The 16,928-nt window shown below is 71.5% G+C and carries 14 protein-coding genes; 7 read left to right on the top strand and 7 right to left on the bottom strand.

The features are described 5' to 3' along the window. The first annotated feature begins 17 nt into the window (after window positions 1–17). The 4 genes from BKA14_RS22355 (at window position 18) to BKA14_RS22370 (ending at window position 4,716) form a co-directional block, all read left to right on the top strand. On the top strand, window positions 18–596 hold the full coding sequence (locus BKA14_RS22355) for a GNAT family N-acetyltransferase (protein WP_184952843.1): 579 nt from the start codon (window positions 18–20) through the stop codon (window positions 594–596). Then, on the top strand, window positions 571–1,356 hold the full coding sequence (locus BKA14_RS22360) for a carotenoid biosynthesis protein (RefSeq protein ID WP_184952844.1): 786 nt from the start codon (window positions 571–573) through the stop codon (window positions 1,354–1,356). Before BKA14_RS22355 ends, BKA14_RS22360 begins: the two co-directional genes overlap by 26 nt. Beyond that, window positions 1,353–2,447, top strand: a complete 1,095-nt coding sequence (locus BKA14_RS22365; RefSeq protein ID WP_184952845.1) for a glycosyltransferase family 2 protein — start codon at window positions 1,353–1,355, stop codon at window positions 2,445–2,447. The genes BKA14_RS22360 and BKA14_RS22365 overlap by 4 nt, the downstream gene beginning before the upstream one ends. An 838-nt stretch (window positions 2,448–3,285) precedes the next feature. Next, window positions 3,286–4,716 carry a phytoene desaturase family protein gene (locus BKA14_RS22370; protein WP_184952846.1) on the top strand — a complete coding sequence of 477 codons (1,431 nt, stop codon included), beginning with the start codon at window positions 3,286–3,288 and terminating at the stop codon, window positions 4,714–4,716. Between the two features lie 32 nt (window positions 4,717–4,748). Here BKA14_RS22370 and BKA14_RS22375 read toward each other — a convergent pair whose 3' ends face one another. The 3 genes from BKA14_RS22375 to BKA14_RS22385 form a co-directional block, all read right to left on the bottom strand. Then, window positions 4,749–6,470: a substrate-binding domain-containing protein gene (locus BKA14_RS22375; RefSeq protein WP_184952847.1), complete on the bottom strand. Its 1,722-nt coding sequence runs from the start codon at window positions 6,468–6,470 to the stop codon at window positions 4,749–4,751. Window positions 6,471–6,644: 174 nt separating this feature from the next. Continuing rightward, on the bottom strand, window positions 6,645–7,397 hold the full coding sequence (locus tag BKA14_RS22380; RefSeq protein ID WP_203722254.1) for a class I SAM-dependent methyltransferase: 753 nt from the start codon (window positions 7,395–7,397) through the stop codon (window positions 6,645–6,647). A 78-nt stretch (window positions 7,398–7,475) separates the two neighbouring features. Then, the gene (locus BKA14_RS22385) at window positions 7,476–8,399 is read right to left on the bottom strand and encodes a LysR family transcriptional regulator (RefSeq protein WP_184956890.1); all 924 of its coding nucleotides are present in this window, start codon (window positions 8,397–8,399) and stop codon (window positions 7,476–7,478) included. Window positions 8,400–8,554: 155 nt separating this feature from the next. Between BKA14_RS22385 and BKA14_RS22390 the strand changes: the two genes are divergently transcribed. From BKA14_RS22390 to BKA14_RS22400, 3 genes are read left to right on the top strand one after another with little or no spacing between them, the layout of a single operon-like run. Beyond that, entirely contained in the window at window positions 8,555–9,199 is a 645-nt protein-coding gene (locus BKA14_RS22390; protein ID WP_260417252.1) for a succinate dehydrogenase cytochrome b subunit, read from the top strand. 1 nt (window position 9,200) lies between these two features. After that, window positions 9,201–11,147, top strand: a complete 1,947-nt coding sequence (locus BKA14_RS22395) for a fumarate reductase/succinate dehydrogenase flavoprotein subunit (RefSeq protein ID WP_184952849.1) — start codon at window positions 9,201–9,203, stop codon at window positions 11,145–11,147. Next, entirely contained in the window at window positions 11,147–11,893 is a 747-nt protein-coding gene (locus tag BKA14_RS22400; protein WP_184952850.1) for a succinate dehydrogenase/fumarate reductase iron-sulfur subunit, read from the top strand. The genes BKA14_RS22395 and BKA14_RS22400 overlap by 1 nt, the downstream gene beginning before the upstream one ends. Window positions 11,894–12,316: 423 nt before the next feature. Here the strand turns inward: BKA14_RS22400 and BKA14_RS22405 are convergent, their stop codons facing one another. The 4 genes from BKA14_RS22405 to BKA14_RS22420 all read right to left on the bottom strand — a co-directional run bounded on the left by BKA14_RS22405 (window position 12,317) and on the right by BKA14_RS22420 (window position 16,881). Then, window positions 12,317–13,495, bottom strand: coding sequence for an MFS transporter (locus BKA14_RS22405; RefSeq protein ID WP_184952851.1), 1,179 nt, complete (start codon window positions 13,493–13,495; stop codon window positions 12,317–12,319). Window positions 13,496–13,529: 34 nt separating this feature from the next. Further along, window positions 13,530–14,006, bottom strand: coding sequence for a hypothetical protein (locus BKA14_RS22410; RefSeq protein WP_184952852.1), 477 nt, complete (start codon window positions 14,004–14,006; stop codon window positions 13,530–13,532). An 80-nt stretch (window positions 14,007–14,086) separates the two neighbouring features. Further along, the gene (locus BKA14_RS22415; protein ID WP_184952853.1) at window positions 14,087–14,944 is read right to left on the bottom strand and encodes a deoxyribonuclease IV; all 858 of its coding nucleotides are present in this window, start codon (window positions 14,942–14,944) and stop codon (window positions 14,087–14,089) included. After that, complete coding sequence (locus BKA14_RS22420; RefSeq protein ID WP_184952854.1) at window positions 14,935–16,881, bottom strand: Stk1 family PASTA domain-containing Ser/Thr kinase; 1,947 nt, start codon at window positions 16,879–16,881, stop codon at window positions 14,935–14,937. Before BKA14_RS22420 ends, BKA14_RS22415 begins: the two co-directional genes overlap by 10 nt. Between the last annotated feature and the right edge of the window lie 47 nt (window positions 16,882–16,928).

The following is a 16,928-nucleotide window of genomic DNA, read 5'->3' on the forward strand; positions in this document are numbered from 1 at the left end:
GAGGGGCGGACTCGACGATGAGGCTCGTGGCGTGGCAGCCGGACGATCTGCTGAGGCGGCTCGACGATGTGGTGAGCGTCTACGGCGAGGCGATGGGCTATCGCCAGGAGCTGCTGCAGACCCGCCGCGGCTACATCGGCGCCCACGTGCGCCGGGCCGGTTTCCGGGCGGTCGCCACGCTGACCACCGACGGGCGGCTGGCCGGCTTCGGCTACGGCTACACCTCCGGTCCCGGCCAGTGGTGGCACGACCAGGTGCGGGCCGGCCTGCCCGAGGACGAGCGGCCGCGCTGGCTGAGCAACTGCTTCGAGGTCGTCGAGCTGCACGTGCGGCCCGCGGCCCAGGGGCACGGCGTCGGCGCCCGGCAGCTGCGGGCCCTGCTGGCCATGGCCGACGGCGAAACCGTGCTGCTCTCCACCCCCGAGGCCGACGAGCAGAAGTCGCGGGCCTGGCGGCTCTACCGCCGGTTCGGCTTCAGCGACGTGCTGCGCCAGTTCCTGTTCCCCGGCGACGAGCGCGCGTTCGCGATCCTCGGCCGTGACCTGCCGCTCGCCGAGCGCCCGGCCGAGGATGCACCGGGCATTGTCGGTCTCTAGAGTCACGCCCTGGACCCTGCTCGGGCTTCTGATCCTCGCGCAGATCTGCTACCCGCTCACGTCGGGCGACACGCGCGCCGCGTTCACCGTGGCCACGGTCGTGCTGGGCTACGTCCTGTCCGTCTCGCACGCCTTCCTGACCCGCGGTCCCCGTGCCGCCCTCGCTCTGGTCGGCACGGCCACGCTGGGCGGGTTCGCGGTCGAGGCGCTCGGCGTCGCCACCGGCTTCCCGTTCGGCACGTACGACTACTCCGGCCAGCTCGGCCCGAAACTGCTCGGCGTCCCGCTGATCATCCCGCTGGCCTGGACGTGGATGGCCTGGCCGGCCTGGCTGGCCGCGCAACGCCTGCCGCTGGCCCGCTGGGCCCGCGTCGCCGTGGCCGCCTTCGGCCTGGCCGCCTGGGACATCTTCCTCGACCCGCAGATGGTGGCCGAGGGCTACTGGCGCTGGGTCTCCCCCACCCCCGCGCTGCCCGGCCTGCCCGGCATCCCGATCAGCAACTACCTCGGCTGGCTGGGCTTCGCCCTCATCCTGATGACCACCCTTGATCACCTGGTCCGCAGGATCATTCCGCCGGCGGGGCCGTCCGTGGCCCCGGACGGCGACGTGCCCATCATCGTGCTCTGGATCTGGACGTACGCTTCCTCAGTGCTCGCCCACGCGGTGTTCCTCGGCCTGCCCGCCTCGGCGGTCTGGGGCGGCGTGCTGATGGGCGCGGCCGTCCTGCCGCTCCTGCCCCACCTGCGGCACCGATCATGAGGTGGCTCGCCCTGCTGCCGTGGGCCGCCCTGACCGCGCACACCGTCGCCAACGCCCTGCTCCTGCGCCGCCCGCGCCGTGCGGCAACGACCACCGAGCGGGTCGCGGTCCTCCTTCCCGTACGCGATGAGGCCGCCCGGGTGGGCCCCTGCCTCGAGTCGCTGCTGGCCCAGCGCGGCGTCGAAAACCTCAAGATCTACGTGCTCGACGACGGCTCGACCGACGGGACGGCCGACGTCGTCCGGTCGATCGCGGGCGACAAGGTCGAGTTGCTCACCGGCGAGCCCCTGCCCACGGGCTGGCTGGGCAAGCCGCACGCCTGCGACCAGCTGGCCCGGGCCGCCGCCGGCGCCACAGTGCTGTCCTACGTGGACGCCGACGTCGTGCTGCAACCGGACGCGATCGCCGCCGCCGTGTCGGAAATGCGCAAAATCGCGGCCGATCTGCTCTCGCCCTACCCGAAGATCACCGGCGCCGGCCGTCTCGTGCAGCCACTGCTGCAATGGTCATGGCTGACGTTCCTCCCGCTGCGGGCCATGGAACGCTCCCTCCGCCCGTCCCTGACCGCGGCGGGCGGCCAATGGCTGGTGATCGACGCCGCGGCCTACCGGCGGGCGGGCGGCCACGCGGCAGTGCGCACCGAGATCCTTGAGGACATCGCGCTGGCCCGCGCGGTCAAACGATCCGGCGGACGGATCGCGCTGGCCGACGGCTCCCCCCTGGCGACCTGCCGCATGTACGACTCGTGGCCCGAACTCACCACCGGCTACACCAAGTCGCTCTGGGCGTCCTTCGGCTCGGCGCCCGGCGCGAGCGCCGTCGTGGCCTTCCTCCTTTTCCTGTACGTCCTCCCGCCGCTCGCCGCGGTCGCCCTGGCCGCGACCGGGCAGTTCGCGTGGGCCGGGGTCGCCCTGACCGCCTACGGCCTGGGCGTGCTGGGCCGGCTCGCGTCAGCGGCGGCCACGGGCGGCCGCGCCTGGCCCGACGCGCTGGGCCACCCGGCCTCGGTCACGCTGTTCGCCTGGCTGGTGACCCGCTCCTTCCACCTGCACCACCGCGGCGCCCTGACCTGGCGCGGACGACCGGTATGACCCACCACCAGGCCGCCCCGAGCCGCCACCTCGCGTCCCACCGCCAGGCCGACAGCCACCACTCCCCGTCCCGCCAGGACGACCCCAACCGCCACCCCGCGCCGCACCGCCAAACCGACCCGAGCCGCCACCTCATGCCCCACCACCAGGCCGACAGCCACCACTCCCCGTCCCGCCAGGACGACCCCAACCGCCACCCCGCACCCCACCGCCAAACCAACCCGAGCCGCCACCTCATGCCCCACCACCAGGCCGACAGCCACCACTCCCCGTCCCGCCAGGACGACCCCAACCGCCACCCCGCGCCCCACCGCCAAACCAACCCGAGCCGCCACTCCACGTCCCACCGTCAGGCCCACTCGAGCTGCCACACCAACCCCCACCACCAGACCGGCTCAAGCCCCCAGGAGCAACCTCCCCCGATGGGACAAAGCGGACAGTGGGTGAGCGGGCCGCTGGCGGACAGGCGGCAGGCGAACGCCCCGCGAACGAACACGCAGCAAGCGAACGCACAGTGGGCGAACGCACAGTGGGCGAACGCACAGTGGGTGAGCGGGCCGCAGGCGGACACGCGGCAGGCGAACGCCCCGCGAACGAACACGCAGCAAGCGAACGCACAGTGGGCGAACGCACAGTGGGCGAGCGGCCAGTGGGCGAGCGGGCCGCAGGCGAACGCCCAGTGGGCGACCACCCCGCGGGCGACCATGCAGCGCGCGAACGTCCCGCGGGCGAACGCATTGCAGACGAACGGGCCGCGGACGAACACCCGGCGGGCGAACAGGCCGCAGGCCGGCCCACGGCAGGCGGACGGGCAGCGGGCTGATCGCAGGGGGGACGCATGAGCCGGGTCGTCGTGATCGGGGCCGGGGTCGGCGGGCTGACCGCGGCCGTACGGCTGGCCCGGGCCGGGCACGCGGTGACCGTGTTCGAGCGGTCGGGCCGGCTGGGCGGCAAGCTCGGCGTCTACGAGCGCGACGGCTTCCGCTTCGACACCGGACCCAGTCTGCTCACCTTGCCGCAGGTTTTCACCGAGGCCGCGCTCGATCTGGTGCCGCTCGACCCGGTGGTGCGGCATGTCTTCCCGGACGGCACGGTGCTCGATTCGTCGCCGGTGCACGCCGAGTTTCTCGACCGTATCGGCGACGCGCTGGGCGCCGAGGCCGCGTACGACTGGGACCGGTTCTGGCGTCGGGCCCGGCGCATCTGGGACGCCTCGTGGCGGTCGGTGCTGCGCAAACCGGTCACGCCCGCCTCGCTGGCCGCGCTGTCGTGGCGGGTCGGCGACTTGGCCGCGATCGCTCCGGGCCGTTCACTGCGGTCGTTGGGCCGGCACTATCTGCGCGATCCGCGGCTGCGGATGATGCTGGACCGGTACGCGACGTACACCGGCGCCGATCCGCGGCGGGCGCCGGCCGCGCTGGCCGCGGTGCCGTACGCCGAGCTGGCCTTCGGGGGCTGGTATGTGCCGGGCGGTTTGGGCACGCTCGGCTCCGCGCTGGCGTCGGGCTGCGCCGCGGCGGGGGTGCGGATCGTGTTCGATCAGGCGGTCGAGCGGATCGAGACGGCGGACGGGCGGGTCATCGGGGTCCGGCTGGCCGGTGGCGCCCACGTGCCGGCCGACCAGGTGGTGTCGAATGTGGACGCGCTGACGGTCTACCGCGATCTGCTGCCCGAGCCGCGCCGGCTGTCCGGGCTCACCGATCGCAGCCTGGCCGGTTTCGTGCTGCTGCTGGGGGTGCGGGGCGAGACCCCGGCGCTGGCCCACCACACGGTGTTCTTCCCGCACTACTACGACGCCGAGTTCGACGCGATTTTCGGCTCGGCGTCGCGGCGGGCGGTCCCGGCCGGCGACCCGACGGTGTTCGTCACCCGGGCCGTCGACCCGGCCGTGCACCCCGAGGGCTGCGAGGCCTGGTTCGTGCTGGTCAATGCGCCGAGGCACGGCACCGGCGGGCGGGCCGTCGACTGGCGGCGGCCGGGACTGCCGGAGGCGTACGGGGATCTGGTCCTTGACGTGCTGGCCCGGCGCGGGCTTGACGTGCGGGACCGGCTGGTGTTCCGCGAGACGCGCACGCCCGCCGATCTGGCCGCGGCGACGGGCGCGCCGGGCGGGGCCATCTACGGCACCGCGGGCGGGCTGATGCGGCCGGTCAATCACGGCTCGGTGGCGGGACTGCACCTGGTCGGCGGTTCGGTGCATCCGGGCGGCGGTCTGCCCATGGTCACCTTGTCGGCCCAGATGGTGGCCGACCGGATCGGCCCCGCCTAGGTTCGCCCCCGGCCGACGCCATCAGGCGCGGGTCAGCGCGGGGCGTGAGCCGCCAGGAAGGCCTTGGCGATGGCGGACGACAGGTCGGCCGGGTTGGTGGCCGGGAACGCCTTGCCGCCCGTGGCCGTCGACATGTCGTTGAGGGCCTTCATGTCGACGTCGGGTCCGTAGCCCACGGCGATGATCGGCACCGGGCGGCTCGGGTCCTGCTCGGCGGCCAGCTTCGTCATGAACTGGGCCTGCGTCATCTTGAACGTGGACTCGCCGTCCTCGCCGTCGGTCAGCACCACGACCAGCGTCACCGTGCCGGGCGCGACCTTCTCGCGCATCTGGGCGACGCCGTCGAGCACGCTCTGGTAGAGCGGGGTGCCCGAGTTGTCGGCGGCCCGATAGGTGTCCATCGCCTTGATCAGGGCGTCCCGGCGGGTCTTGGTGCCGTCGAGCTGCTCGGTGATCGGTCCGAAGGGGACGACCTCCCGGTGGGCGGGGCTGGTCGGCGTGGGCTGCCCGAAATACCACATGCCGACGGTGGTGTCCTCGGCGAACAGGTCGGCCGCGAACCGGCCCGATTCGCGCAGCAGGGCGGCACGGGTGACGGTGCGGCCGCCGGGCGCCTGGATCTTCTGGTTCATCGAGCCGGACGCGTCGATCAGCAGCAGCACCTGGGTCGCGAGCGACTTGTACTCGCTCCACATGGTGGCCGGGGCGAGCAGGGCGGCGGGCTGGGGCGGCAGCGGCAGCGCGTTGGGGGTGGGCAGCGGGCGGAAACCGGCCTGGATCAGCGACGAGCGGGTGATCGCGGCCCGCAGCTTGGCGGTCAGCTCGGTGTCCTGGTTGTTCTTGGCCACCGCGAACGGGTAGTCGGCCTGGACCAGGCCGTCCGCGGGGTAGGCGCCCTTGAGCGGCACGGTGTGCTTGCCCCTCTGGTACGTCTTGAGCTGCTGCTCGACGAGCGGGAACAGGCCCACGTCGTAGACCACGCTGTTGGTGTTCCACTGCTTGGCCACTCGGGCCAGCACCTTGGACGGGTCGGCCGCGGCCTCCTTGAGCCGGCTGCGCAGGGTCAACGCGCGCAGCTGAGCGATGCCGCTGTCGGGCGTGGTGCGGGCCATGGCCGCGTTGACGCCGTAGACCGAGAGCAGGCCGACCGTGCTGGTGCGGGCGTCGGGCATGGTCACGGCGACGACCTTGCCGGTGGCGACGGCGCCGGTGAGCTGGGCCCACGAGGTGCGGCCGCCCTGGCTGAGCGAGTCGGTGACGGTGCCCGGGCCGGCCAGCATGATGGGCGAGTAGGCCATCGGCTTGTCCTGGGCGGTGAAGGCGGCGCCGCCGGCGTTGGCGATGCCCAGCCAGACGCTGCTGGAGGGGATCCAGACATCGGGCTTGGCGGCGCCCGCGGCCGTGACGCCGGGCTCCTCGGCGACGACCTTGATCGGGTCGCACGGGTCGGCCTCGTCGTCGTCGAGCGTCTTGGCCGCGGCCTGCACGGCCGGCGCGATCTCGGGGGCGGCCGCCACCCGCAGCTTGACGCCGGGGCAGGCGTCCGGGGCGGAGGGCCGGGCGGTCGGGGCCGTGTTCGTGGTCGGGGCCGGGTCACGGGTGTACATCCACCAGGTGGTGCCGCCCGCCACGGCCACCAGCAACAGCACGATCGCGGCGGCGAGCAGGATCCGGCCGGCGCCACCGCCGGGTGGGCCGTGGTGGGTCACGGGCTCGTCCATCGGCGACTGATTGCGCCCCGTCAGATCCGACATCGCACCCACCTCTCCTTCGACTCCGGCCTGCTCGGCGACCCGGCCGGCCTCCCCGGACGGTGATCACGGTATCGAGCAGCCTCGCTGCAACGTGAGCGAATAGTAATCACATCTCGGCGGCCGACAACCGCCCGCCCCCTATTGGCACATTGCCGACAGACACCGCGTGACCGATCACCTACCCTGCGCCCGGGCCACCGCGAGCACGATCAATTCCCCATCTTCACCTGTGCCAACAGGCTCCTTGGCCCATCCGCCGTAGATCCGGTCGACGTCGAATCCGGCCGCCTCCACGGTTGTCCTGATCTCACTTTCCGACCGAAAACGTAGCGTGGCCGTGCTTGTCGCTTCGTCACGATCCGTAAGCACGTAGTGCCGCGTGAAGCTGACCACCCCGTCCACCTCGGCATTTACCTCCGTCCATGTCTCGATCTCGCCGCGGCCGGGCAGGATCACGGTCCGACGTGAGTCGACGGGGTTCCACCGTTCCCACCGGCGGTCGTCCGGGTCGCGGCTGTCGAAGATCAACCGGCCGCCCGGGACCAGACACCGGCGCAGCGCCCGCAAGGCCGACAACCACTGCTCGTCACTGACGAAGAACTGCGCGACGTGACTTGTGAGCAACACCGCATCGAACGTCCGCTGCGGCAGCACCTCGATCGAACCCTCGATCCACGTCACCCGGTCGGCGCCGGGCTTACGACGGGCGGCGTCGAGCGAGGCCCGCGCGGGATCGACCCCGGTGACCTCGTGACCGGCCTCCGCCATCGCGATCGCGAGCCGGCCGGTGCCACAGCCGAAGTCGAGCACCCGGGGCGCGTTGCGCTCGGCCAGCAACGCCATGAACAGGTCGTCGTCGTAGCCCCAGACGAACTCCGCGTCGTAGATCTCGACCAGGCGCGGGTCCTCGAACTCACCATGATGCACAGCGACGATGCTAAATCCGATTTCCGGTACGCAACTGCACACAGCTCCTGAGCAGGCCGAGGCCGTACGGGAAAGGGTCTAAAGGGGACGCACACCCAGGGGAAGCTCCTGCGTGGCCACGTGCTGGAGCAGCGTCGCCCGCAAGGCCTGGGCGGCGTGCGGCAACACCGAGCGGGTGCGGTGGGCCAGCGCGATCGTGCGGCGCATGCCCGGCGGAGCCAGCGGTGTGGCCCGCAGCAGCGGCCGGTTGGCCAGCACCATGCTGGGCACGAGGGCGACGCCCAGCCCGGCCTCGACGAAGGCCAGCACCGCGTCCATCTCGCCACCCTCCACGGCGAACTTCGGGGTGAAGCCCGCCTTCTCGCAGGCCTCGAGGGTCACACCGCGGATGTCGTAGCCGGCGCGGAACATGACCAGCGGGGTGTGTTCGAGTTCGGAGAGGGCGATCTGCGCGTGCGGCGTGGGCGGCGGACGGTCGGCCACCGAGGCCACGACCAGACTTTCGCGCAGCACCGGGGTGGTGCTCAGCGACTCGTCGACGCCCTCCTCGGGCTGCACGATCAGGGCCAGGTCGAGCGTGTGGGCCTGCAGGTTCTCGATCAGGTCCTGCGAGCCGCCCTCGTTGACGTAGAGCTGGATGTCGGGGTGGGCCGTGCGGAACGTGCGCAGCACCTCGGGCACGAGCGAGGAGCAGAGGCTGGGGGTGGCGCCGAGCCGCACCTCACCGCGGCGCAGCCCGACGATGTCGGCCACCGCCTCCTGGGCCGCGTCGGCGTCGGCGACCATGCGCTGGGCGAGCGGAAGCAGTGTCTGGCCCGCCGCCGTCAGGGTCACACCGCCACGAATCCGCTCAAAAAGCGGCGCGCCGAGCGTCGTCTCCAGCGTGTGAATTTGCTTACTGAGTGTCGGTTGCGAGACGCCCAAAATGTCCGCCGCTTGGGTGAAATGCCGGGTTTTCTCGACGGCGAGGAAGTACCGAAGCTGCTGGAGCTGCACGACGATAGCTTATCTCTATGGTGACTGCGTCGATCATGCATTAGACGAATCGCATACAGCTTTCTACCGTCCAGTGTGTGGCGGTAGATACTTCGACCCGGAAGTCGGCGGCGGCAGCGCCCGCTCCGGGCAAACCAGCGAAGCGGCGCTCCTCGGTCGCTCTGAAAATCTTCATGGCGGTGACCGGCTTCCTGCTCGTCGCCTTCCTGTACGTGCACATGATCGGAAACCTGAAGATCTTCTTCGGGGCCGAGACCTTTGACCACTACGCGCACTGGCTCCGCAGCATCGGCACCCCGCTGCTCCCCGAGGCGTGGTACCTCTACATCCAGCGCGCCGTGCTGACCGTGGCGGTGATCGGGCACATCGTGGCAGCGGTGATCCTGACCCGCCGGGCCCGGCAGGCGCGCCCGGTCAAGTACGCGCACCGGCCCAAGGTGCAGGGCAGCTACGCGGCCCGCACGATGCGCTGGGGTGGCGTGATCATCCTGCTCTTCGTGATCTACCACATCCTCGACCTGACCACGCTCACGCTGAACCCGCACGGCGTCACCGGTGAGGTGTATCGCAACGTGGCGGAGGACTTCGCCCCGTCCCGCTGGTACGTGACGCTGTTCTACACGCTGTCGATCGTGGCGGTCGGCTTCCACCTGCGGCACGGCCTGTGGAGCGCCGTGCGCACCCTGGGCCTGCAGAGCCCGCGCGGCGAGCTCTACGCCCGCGCGACGGCCCTGGTGCTGTCGGTGGTGCTGGTCGTCGGCTACCTCTCGGTGCCGTTCGCGGTTCTGGTCGGATTGGTGGACTGAAATGGCTGACTTCTGGAACGACGGCGACCCGATCGCCGACACCGCGGCCCCCGAGGGCCCGATCGAGAACCGCTGGGAGAAGCGCAAGTTCTCGGCCAAGCTGGTCAACCCGGCCAACCGCCGCAAGCTGACGGTGATCGTGGTCGGCACCGGCCTGGCCGGCGGTTCCGCGGCGGCGACACTGGCCGAGGCCGGCTATCACGTCAAGTCGTACTGCTATCAGGACAGCCCGCGGCGGGCCCACTCGATCGCCGCGCAGGGTGGCATCAACGCCGCGAAGAACTACCGCAACGACGGCGACTCGATCTACCGCCTGTTCTACGACACCGTCAAGGGCGGCGACTTCCGGGCCCGCGAGTCCAACGTGTACCGCCTGGCCACGGTCTCGGTGAACATCATCGACCAGTGCGTCGCGCAGGGTGTGCCGTTCGCCCGCGAGTACGGCGGCCTGCTCGACAACCGCTCGTTCGGCGGCACCCAGGTGTCCCGCACGTTCTACGCCCGGGGGCAGACGGGTCAGCAGCTGCTGCTCGGCGCCTACCAGGCCATGGAGCGGCAGATCGGCCTGGGCAACATCGAGATGAACAGCCGGCACGAGATGCTCGAGCTGATCGTCGTCGAGGGCAAGGCCCGCGGCATCGTCGTGCGCGACATGGTCACCGGCGAGATCACCACCGAGATGGCCGACGCCGTCGTGCTCGCCTCGGGCGGCTACGGCAATGTCTTCTTCCTCTCCACCAACGCCAAGGGCTGCAACGTCACGGCGTCGTGGCGGGCCCACCGCAAGGGCGCGCTGTTCGCGAACCCCTGCTACACGCAGATCCACCCGACGTGCATCCCCGAGTCCGGCACGCACCAGAGCAAGCTCACGCTGATGAGCGAGTCGCTGCGCAACGACGGCCGGGTCTGGGTGCCCAAGCGGGCCGAGGACTGCCAGAAGCCCGCCGCGCAGATCGCCGAGGAGGACCGCGACTACTACCTGGAGCGGATCTACCCCTCCTTCGGCAACCTGGTCCCCCGCGACATCGCCTCGCGCGCGGCCAAGAACGTCTGCGACGAGGGCCGCGGGGTGGGCCCCGGCGGTCTGGGCGTCTACCTGGATTTCGCCGACGCCATCAAGCGGCTGGGCAAGAAGGCCGTGGAGGCCAAGTACGGCAACCTGTTCGAGATGTACCAGCGGATCACCGGCGAGGACCCGTACGAGGTCCCGATGCGCATCTATCCCGCGGTGCACTACACGATGGGCGGCCTCTGGGTCGACTACGACCTGCAGTCGACCATCCCGGGCCTGTTCGTGGTGGGTGAGGCCAACTTCTCCGACCACGGCGCCAACCGGCTCGGCGCGTCCGCCCTGATGCAGGGTCTGGGCGACGGCTACTTCGTGCTGCCCACGACGCTCGGCAACTACCTGGCCAGTGGCCCGTACGAGAAGATCGCCGCGGACCACGAAGAGGTGGTGGCGGCGCGCCGGCAGGTCGAGGACCGCATCGCCAAGCTGCTGTCGATCAACGGCGACCGTACGGTCGACAGCTTCCACCGCGAGCTCGGCCACATCATGTGGGAGTACTGCGGCATGGAGCGCACCGAGGAGGGCCTGACCAAGGCCATCGGGCTCATCCGGGCCCTGCGCGACGAGTTCTGGCAGCGCGTCAAGGTGCCCGGCACCGGCGAGCAGCTCAACCAGAACCTGGAGAAGGCCGGCCGCGTGGCTGACTTCTTCGAGCTGGGCGAGCTGATGTGCATCGACGCCCTGCACCGCCGCGAGTCCTGCGGCGGCCACTTCCGCGCCGAGTCGCAGACCCCCGACGGCGAGGCCCTGCGCCACGACGACGAGTTCAGCTACGTCGCGGCCTGGGAGTACGCCACCGGCGAGAGCGCGAAGCCCACCCTGCACAAGGAACAGCTCGAATTCGAGTACGTCCACCCGAGCACCCGGAGCTACAAGTAATGGACATCCAGGTCCGCGTGTGGCGTCAGCAGGACTCGTCCGACAAAGGCCGGATGGAGACCTACGACGTCAAGGACATCTCCCCCGACGCCAGCTTCCTCGAGATGCTCGACGTGCTGAACGAGAAGCTCATCCTCGACGGCGACGACCCGATCGCCTTCGACCACGACTGCCGCGAGGGCATCTGCGGCGCGTGCAGCATGGTGATCGACGGTGTGGCGCACGGCCCCGAGAAGGCCACTACCGCCTGCCAGCTGCACATGCGGCACTTCAAGGACGGCGACAAGATCGACGTGGAGCCGTGGCGAGCAGCCGCCTTCCCGGTGATCAAGGACCTGGTCGTCAACCGCGGCAATCTCGACAAGATCATCGCGGCCGGTGGCTACATCACCGCCCCGACCGGCGCCGCCCCCGAGGCGCACGCCACTCCGGTGCCCAAGAAGGACGCCGACCTGGCGTTCGAGGCGGCCACCTGCATCGGCTGCGGCGCCTGCGTGGCGGCCTGCCCCAACGGCTCGGCCATGCTGTTCACCGCGGCCAAGGTCGCCCACCTGGGCCTGATGCCGCAGGGTCAGCCCGAGCGCGACACCCGCGTGCTCGACATGCTGCAGGCCCAGGACGACGCGGGCTTCGGCGGCTGCACCAACATGGGCGAGTGCTCGCAGGTCTGCCCCAAGGGCATCCCGCTCACCCTGATCGGCAGGCTGAACAGCGACTACCGCAAGGCTCTGCGCAAGCAGATCTGACGGCGGCGCTCATCGGGGCCGGTTCTCACCGAGAGCCGGCCCCGAGCTTGGCCTCCCGCGCGAGCCGCTGGTCGTCTCGCGCGGGCTGATCGCCTTCCTCCTGTTCGCCGCCTTCGGCACGCTCTGGAGCGGCCTCACGCTGCCGCTGGCCGCCCGTCCGTGGCGGATGAGCACGGCTCGGACCGGTCCGGTGGGCTCGCTGGTGCGCCGGCAGCAGCTCGAGCGGGCCGATGGGCGGACGCCGGCCGAGCCGGCTTCGTGACCGGTGGCGCACCCTCACGTGGGTCCCCAGCCGGCGCACGGACGCGCGACTGCGACCTGACGGGCCGGTCCCGAACCAGTTCGTACCGGCACCCTGCCGACGAAAGGCTGACCGTCGCCAGGCCGACGACAATCGATCGGGTCGCCACCCCTGGACCGGGTTCAGGCGTTCGATGCCACGGGGGAAAGCTTTCTGGTGGCGCGCACGGCGATCACCGCGGCGGCGACGCTGGTGGTGGCGGTGACAACCAGGGGAACGACGGCGCCGATGTGGATGGCGGCCGCGCCCAGGGGGATGCCGATGGCGACCGGGCCGAACATGATCGTGTTGGCGGTGGCGGCGACGCGGCCCAGCAGGTGGTCGGGGGTCAGCGTCTGCACGGCGGTCACCGCGGCGATCAACGTCCAGGGCAGCCCGATGCCGATCACCACGCTGCCGGCGACCATGGCGGGGAACCAGGGCAGCGCCTGCGAGACACATCCGGCGGCGAAGACGACCGCGCCGACGGCGGCCACCGTGATCGCGCTGCGCCGGGCCAGGACGCGGCCCACCATCAGGCCCCCGGCGATCGAGCCCGCGCCCTGACCCGTGCCCAGCAAGCCCAGATGGGTGGACGGCAGGTGCAGGTCGTGCACCAGATGGGCGAGCACCGCGGCGTCCTTGAGCCCGGACCCGCCGATCGCGACGGCCGCCAGCAGCACCGGGTTCCGCACCGCGGGCACACTGAACAGAGCCCGCAAACCCTCCCGCAGCCCTGACCGGCCGGGCGCCGGCCGTGGCTCAACGGGCACGTGGCGCAGGCGGACTGCCGCGTAGCAGGCGGCTGTCAGCAGCGGCATCGAGGCGCTCAGCAGGACGACCGCGATCGGGCCGTGCCAGGCGTAGAGGGCCGCCCCCGCCACCGGGGCGATCAGCTTCGTGCCCTCCTGGGCGCTGGAGCGCCAGCCGTTGACGTCGCCCAGCATCGAGGTGGGCAGGGCCGACGGCATGATCGCGGACTCCCCGGCCTCGATCAGCACGTAGCTCGCGCCGCGGGCCAGCAGGACGGCGAAGATGAGCCAGGCCGCCGCCGCCGAGCGGACGGCCAGCAGCGTGAGCAGCAGCAGACCCAGTCCCAGGTCGACGCCGATCACCAGGGGGCGGCGGGGCAGGCGGTCGACCAGCGCGCCCAGCCACGGGGCGGCCAGGGTCGGCGCGTAGATGCAGACGGCGGTCAGCGCGGCCAGGCTCACCGAGCCGGTCAGGTCGAGCACCCAGAGGCCGGCGGCCAGGGTCATGGTCGTGCTGCCGAAGCCGGACAACAGGGAGATCAGCACGAAGAGGACCGCGTTGCGCCGCATGGACTCACATACTTCAGAGTTGAGCGGCAATCTGTCAACGTTGTGGTGACGCGGCCTCCAGCGCGGCCCGCAGCCGGTCAACGGCCGCCCGAGTGGGCGCCGGCAGCGGGGCCGCGGCCTCGGCAAGGTCGGCGATCACCGCTTCGGCCAGGGCGAACAGGGCCCCGCCGGCCGCTGCGGGCACGGCGGCCAGAGTCTCGCGAACCAGCACGGCCCGCGTGAAGCGCCGGTCCCAGCGGCGGTCCGCCCCGACGCGTCGGTGCAGCTCGAGGGCCGCTTGGCGCAGCGTGTCAAAGGCTTTCCCGTACGCATCGACCACCACCGGCGGCACTGCCGCCACCAGACGGAGCCGGCGCTGCTCGGCGGCCTGCCGGCTGCCCAGCCCGAGCGCGGCGGCGATCTCGCCCCAGGTCGCGCCATCACGCCGGGCCCGGTCGATCAGCTCGAGCTCCTCGGCGTCGAGCCGGGCCCGGGCGGCGGGTACAGCTCTCAGCTTTTCCAGGTCGGGCACCGCCTCAGCTTAGCCTCGTTGTCAATGATTCGTTGACAACAGGAAAAGGTAGATCTGAGCCCGGACTGCGATGAGGGCGGTCAGCGGAGGGATTTGAGCAGCGCGATGTCGGCCGCGTGGCCCTCGTGCTCGACCGTGGGCGTCTCCACGATGACGGGCACGCCGGCCGTGGCCGGGTGGGTCATCAGCTCGGCGAACGCGGCCGTGCCGATGCGGCCCGCGCCGATCGTCTCGTGACGGTCGCGGGTGGAGCCGCAGTCGTCCTTGGAGTCGTTCGCGTGGATCAGTCTGACGCGGTCGCGGCCGACCGTGGCGACCAGCGCGTCCAGCGTCGCGGTCATGCCGCCGGGGGTGGCCAGGTCGTGCCCGGCAGCCCAGGCGTGACAGGTGTCGAAGCAGACGCCCAGGCCGGGGTGGTTCTCCACCGCGTCCAGGTAGCGCTCGAGGTCCTGCACCTTGGAGGCCAGGCTGCGCCCGCCCCCGGCGCTCGGCTCGACCAGCAGCTGGGGCATTCCCGGGCGCTCCAGCAGCGGCAGCAGCACCTCGTGCAGCTGGTGGAACGCCTTGTCCTCGTGGGCTTCGTCGACCGAGCTGCCGGCGTGGAAGACCACAGCGGTCGCCCCGATGGCCTGGCCCCGTTCGAGCGCGTGGGCCAGCACGGCCGCCGACTTCTCCACGGTCAGCTCGGTCGGCGAGCCCAGGTTCACGAGCAGCGAGGCGTGGATGTACGCCGGGATCGCGCGTTCGCCGATGCCGTCGCGGAACAGCACGTCCTGCTTCGGGTCGCCGGGCGGCAGGGCCCAGCCGCGCGAGTTCGAGACGTACACCTGCAGCGTCTCGGACCCGGCGGCGTCCACGTACGGCAGGGCGGCCTTGGCCAGCCCGCCCGACGTCTTGGTGTGCGAACCGATCCGGCGATCGGACGGACTCAGAAGCACTGGAGGGCGACCTCGGACTGGGGCGCGACCTGGCTGTTGGGGCCCGGCTGCTGGCTGCGGACGACGGCGTTGGGGTTGAAGTCGATCCGGACGCGCAGCCCCTGGCCCTCCAGCGTGGCCTTGGCCTGCTGGCACGGCTGGTTGGTCAGGTCGGGCACGACGACGAACGGCGGGCCCTTGCTGACGTCGAGGGTGACCGTGTCGTCCTTGGTGGCGCCGGTGTTCGGCTTCGGGTTCTGCCCGATGACCGTGTCGGCCGGCTGGTCGCTGTCCTTGTAGACCTCGGCCGCGGTCAGCCCCAGCCGGGCCAGTTCGGCGCGGGCGTCGTTGATGTTCTTGCCGGTCAGGTCGGGCACCCGGATCGGGGCCCGGCCCTTGCTGAGCACGACGGTGATCGTCGCGCCCCGCTTGAGCTGCGTGCCCTCCTTGGGGTCGGAGGCGATCACTGCACCCTCGGGCACGGTGTCGCTGTACTGCCCCGCGCCCTCCTTGAGCTTGAGGTTGAGCTGCTCCAGCTCGCCCCGCGCGGCCGTCAGCTCGAGGCCGGCCAGGTCGGGAACGGCGAAGCGTTCCGGGCCGAGCGACAGGTTGACCGTGAGCACGCCGCCCTTGACGATCCGCTCGGTGGCCGGCGGGTCCTGCGAGACGACAGTGTCCTTGGGCACGGTCTCGCTGTAGGCGCCATCGCCGTAGAAGAGCTCGAAGCCGTGCTGCTGCGCGTACAGCTCGGCCTGGGCCTTGGTCATGTTGACCATGGGCGGCGCGTCGGTGTAGCGGCCCAGGGTGACCCACCAGGTGCTGCCGATGACGACCAGCACCATCACGGCCACGGCCGCGCTGAGCAGGATGCGGCGCCGGTCGGTGCCGCCGCGCAGCGAGCGCGACTTCGACCGGGGCATGCGGCCCGCGGTGTATTCCTGGCCACGGGGGGCCTGGTTGGGCAGGCGGGCCCAGTTCGGACGGTCGCCCGCGCCGACGGCGGGCACCACGGTGGTGGCGTCGGTGACGGCGCCGCGGGCGGGCGGCACCTGGCGCAGCAGCGCGGTCTCGACGTTGGCCGCGCCCAGGTCGTCGCGCACCGTCTGCACCTCGGCCAGCAGCGCGCCGGCGTCGGTGGGGCGGGCCCCCGGGTCGCGGCGGGTGGCCCGGGCGGTCAGGTCGTCGAGCACCGAGGGCAGGCCCTTGACGATGCTGGACGGGGCGGGGACGTCGTTGTCGACGTGCTCCCAGGCGACCGCGACCGGGTCGTCGCCGTCGAACGGCACCCGGCCGGTCAGCATCTCGAACAGCACGATGCCGGCCGAGTAGACGTCCGTACGGGCGTCGGCGCGGCCCTCGGTGACCAGCTCGGGCGCGACGTAGGCCACGGTCGCCATCAGCTGGCCGCCCTCGTCGGCACTGCTCGCCTCGACGGCGCGGGCCAGCCCGAAGTCGGCCACCTTGACCACGGAGTCGACCAGGTTGGCCACACCCCCGCTGGGCGCCTCGGCCACCAGCACGTTCTCGGGCTTGACGTCCCGGTGGACCAGACCCGCGCGGTGGGCGGCGGCGATCGCGGCGAGCATCTGCTCTCCGATCGCCAACGCCTCCACCGGGTTGAGCCGGCGGCGCTGGGTGAGCAGGTCGCGCAGTGTGCGGCCCTGCACGTACTCCATGACCAGATAGGGCAGGCCCTGGTGGCGGCCCTGGTCGTAGACGGCCACGACGTTGGGATGGGTGAGCCGGGCGATCGTCTTGGCCTCGTCGGTGAACCGGTCGACGAAGTGGGCGTTGGTCGCCTGCGACGGGTGAATGATCTTCAGAGCGACGGTGCGCTCGAGTCGTTCGTCGGTGGCGGTGTAGACGGTCGCCATGCCACCACGGGCCACGCGACCGGTGATCCGGTAGCGGCCGTCAATCGTCGTGCCGATCAACGTGTCGGCGACTGTGGTGTCCATCGGCGTGAAGTGTATGTGGCTTTCGCTCAGGGGCGGTCCAGGATGTC

The organism is Paractinoplanes abujensis (assembly GCF_014204895.1).
Lineage (GTDB): Bacteria > Actinomycetota > Actinomycetes > Mycobacteriales > Micromonosporaceae > Actinoplanes > Actinoplanes abujensis.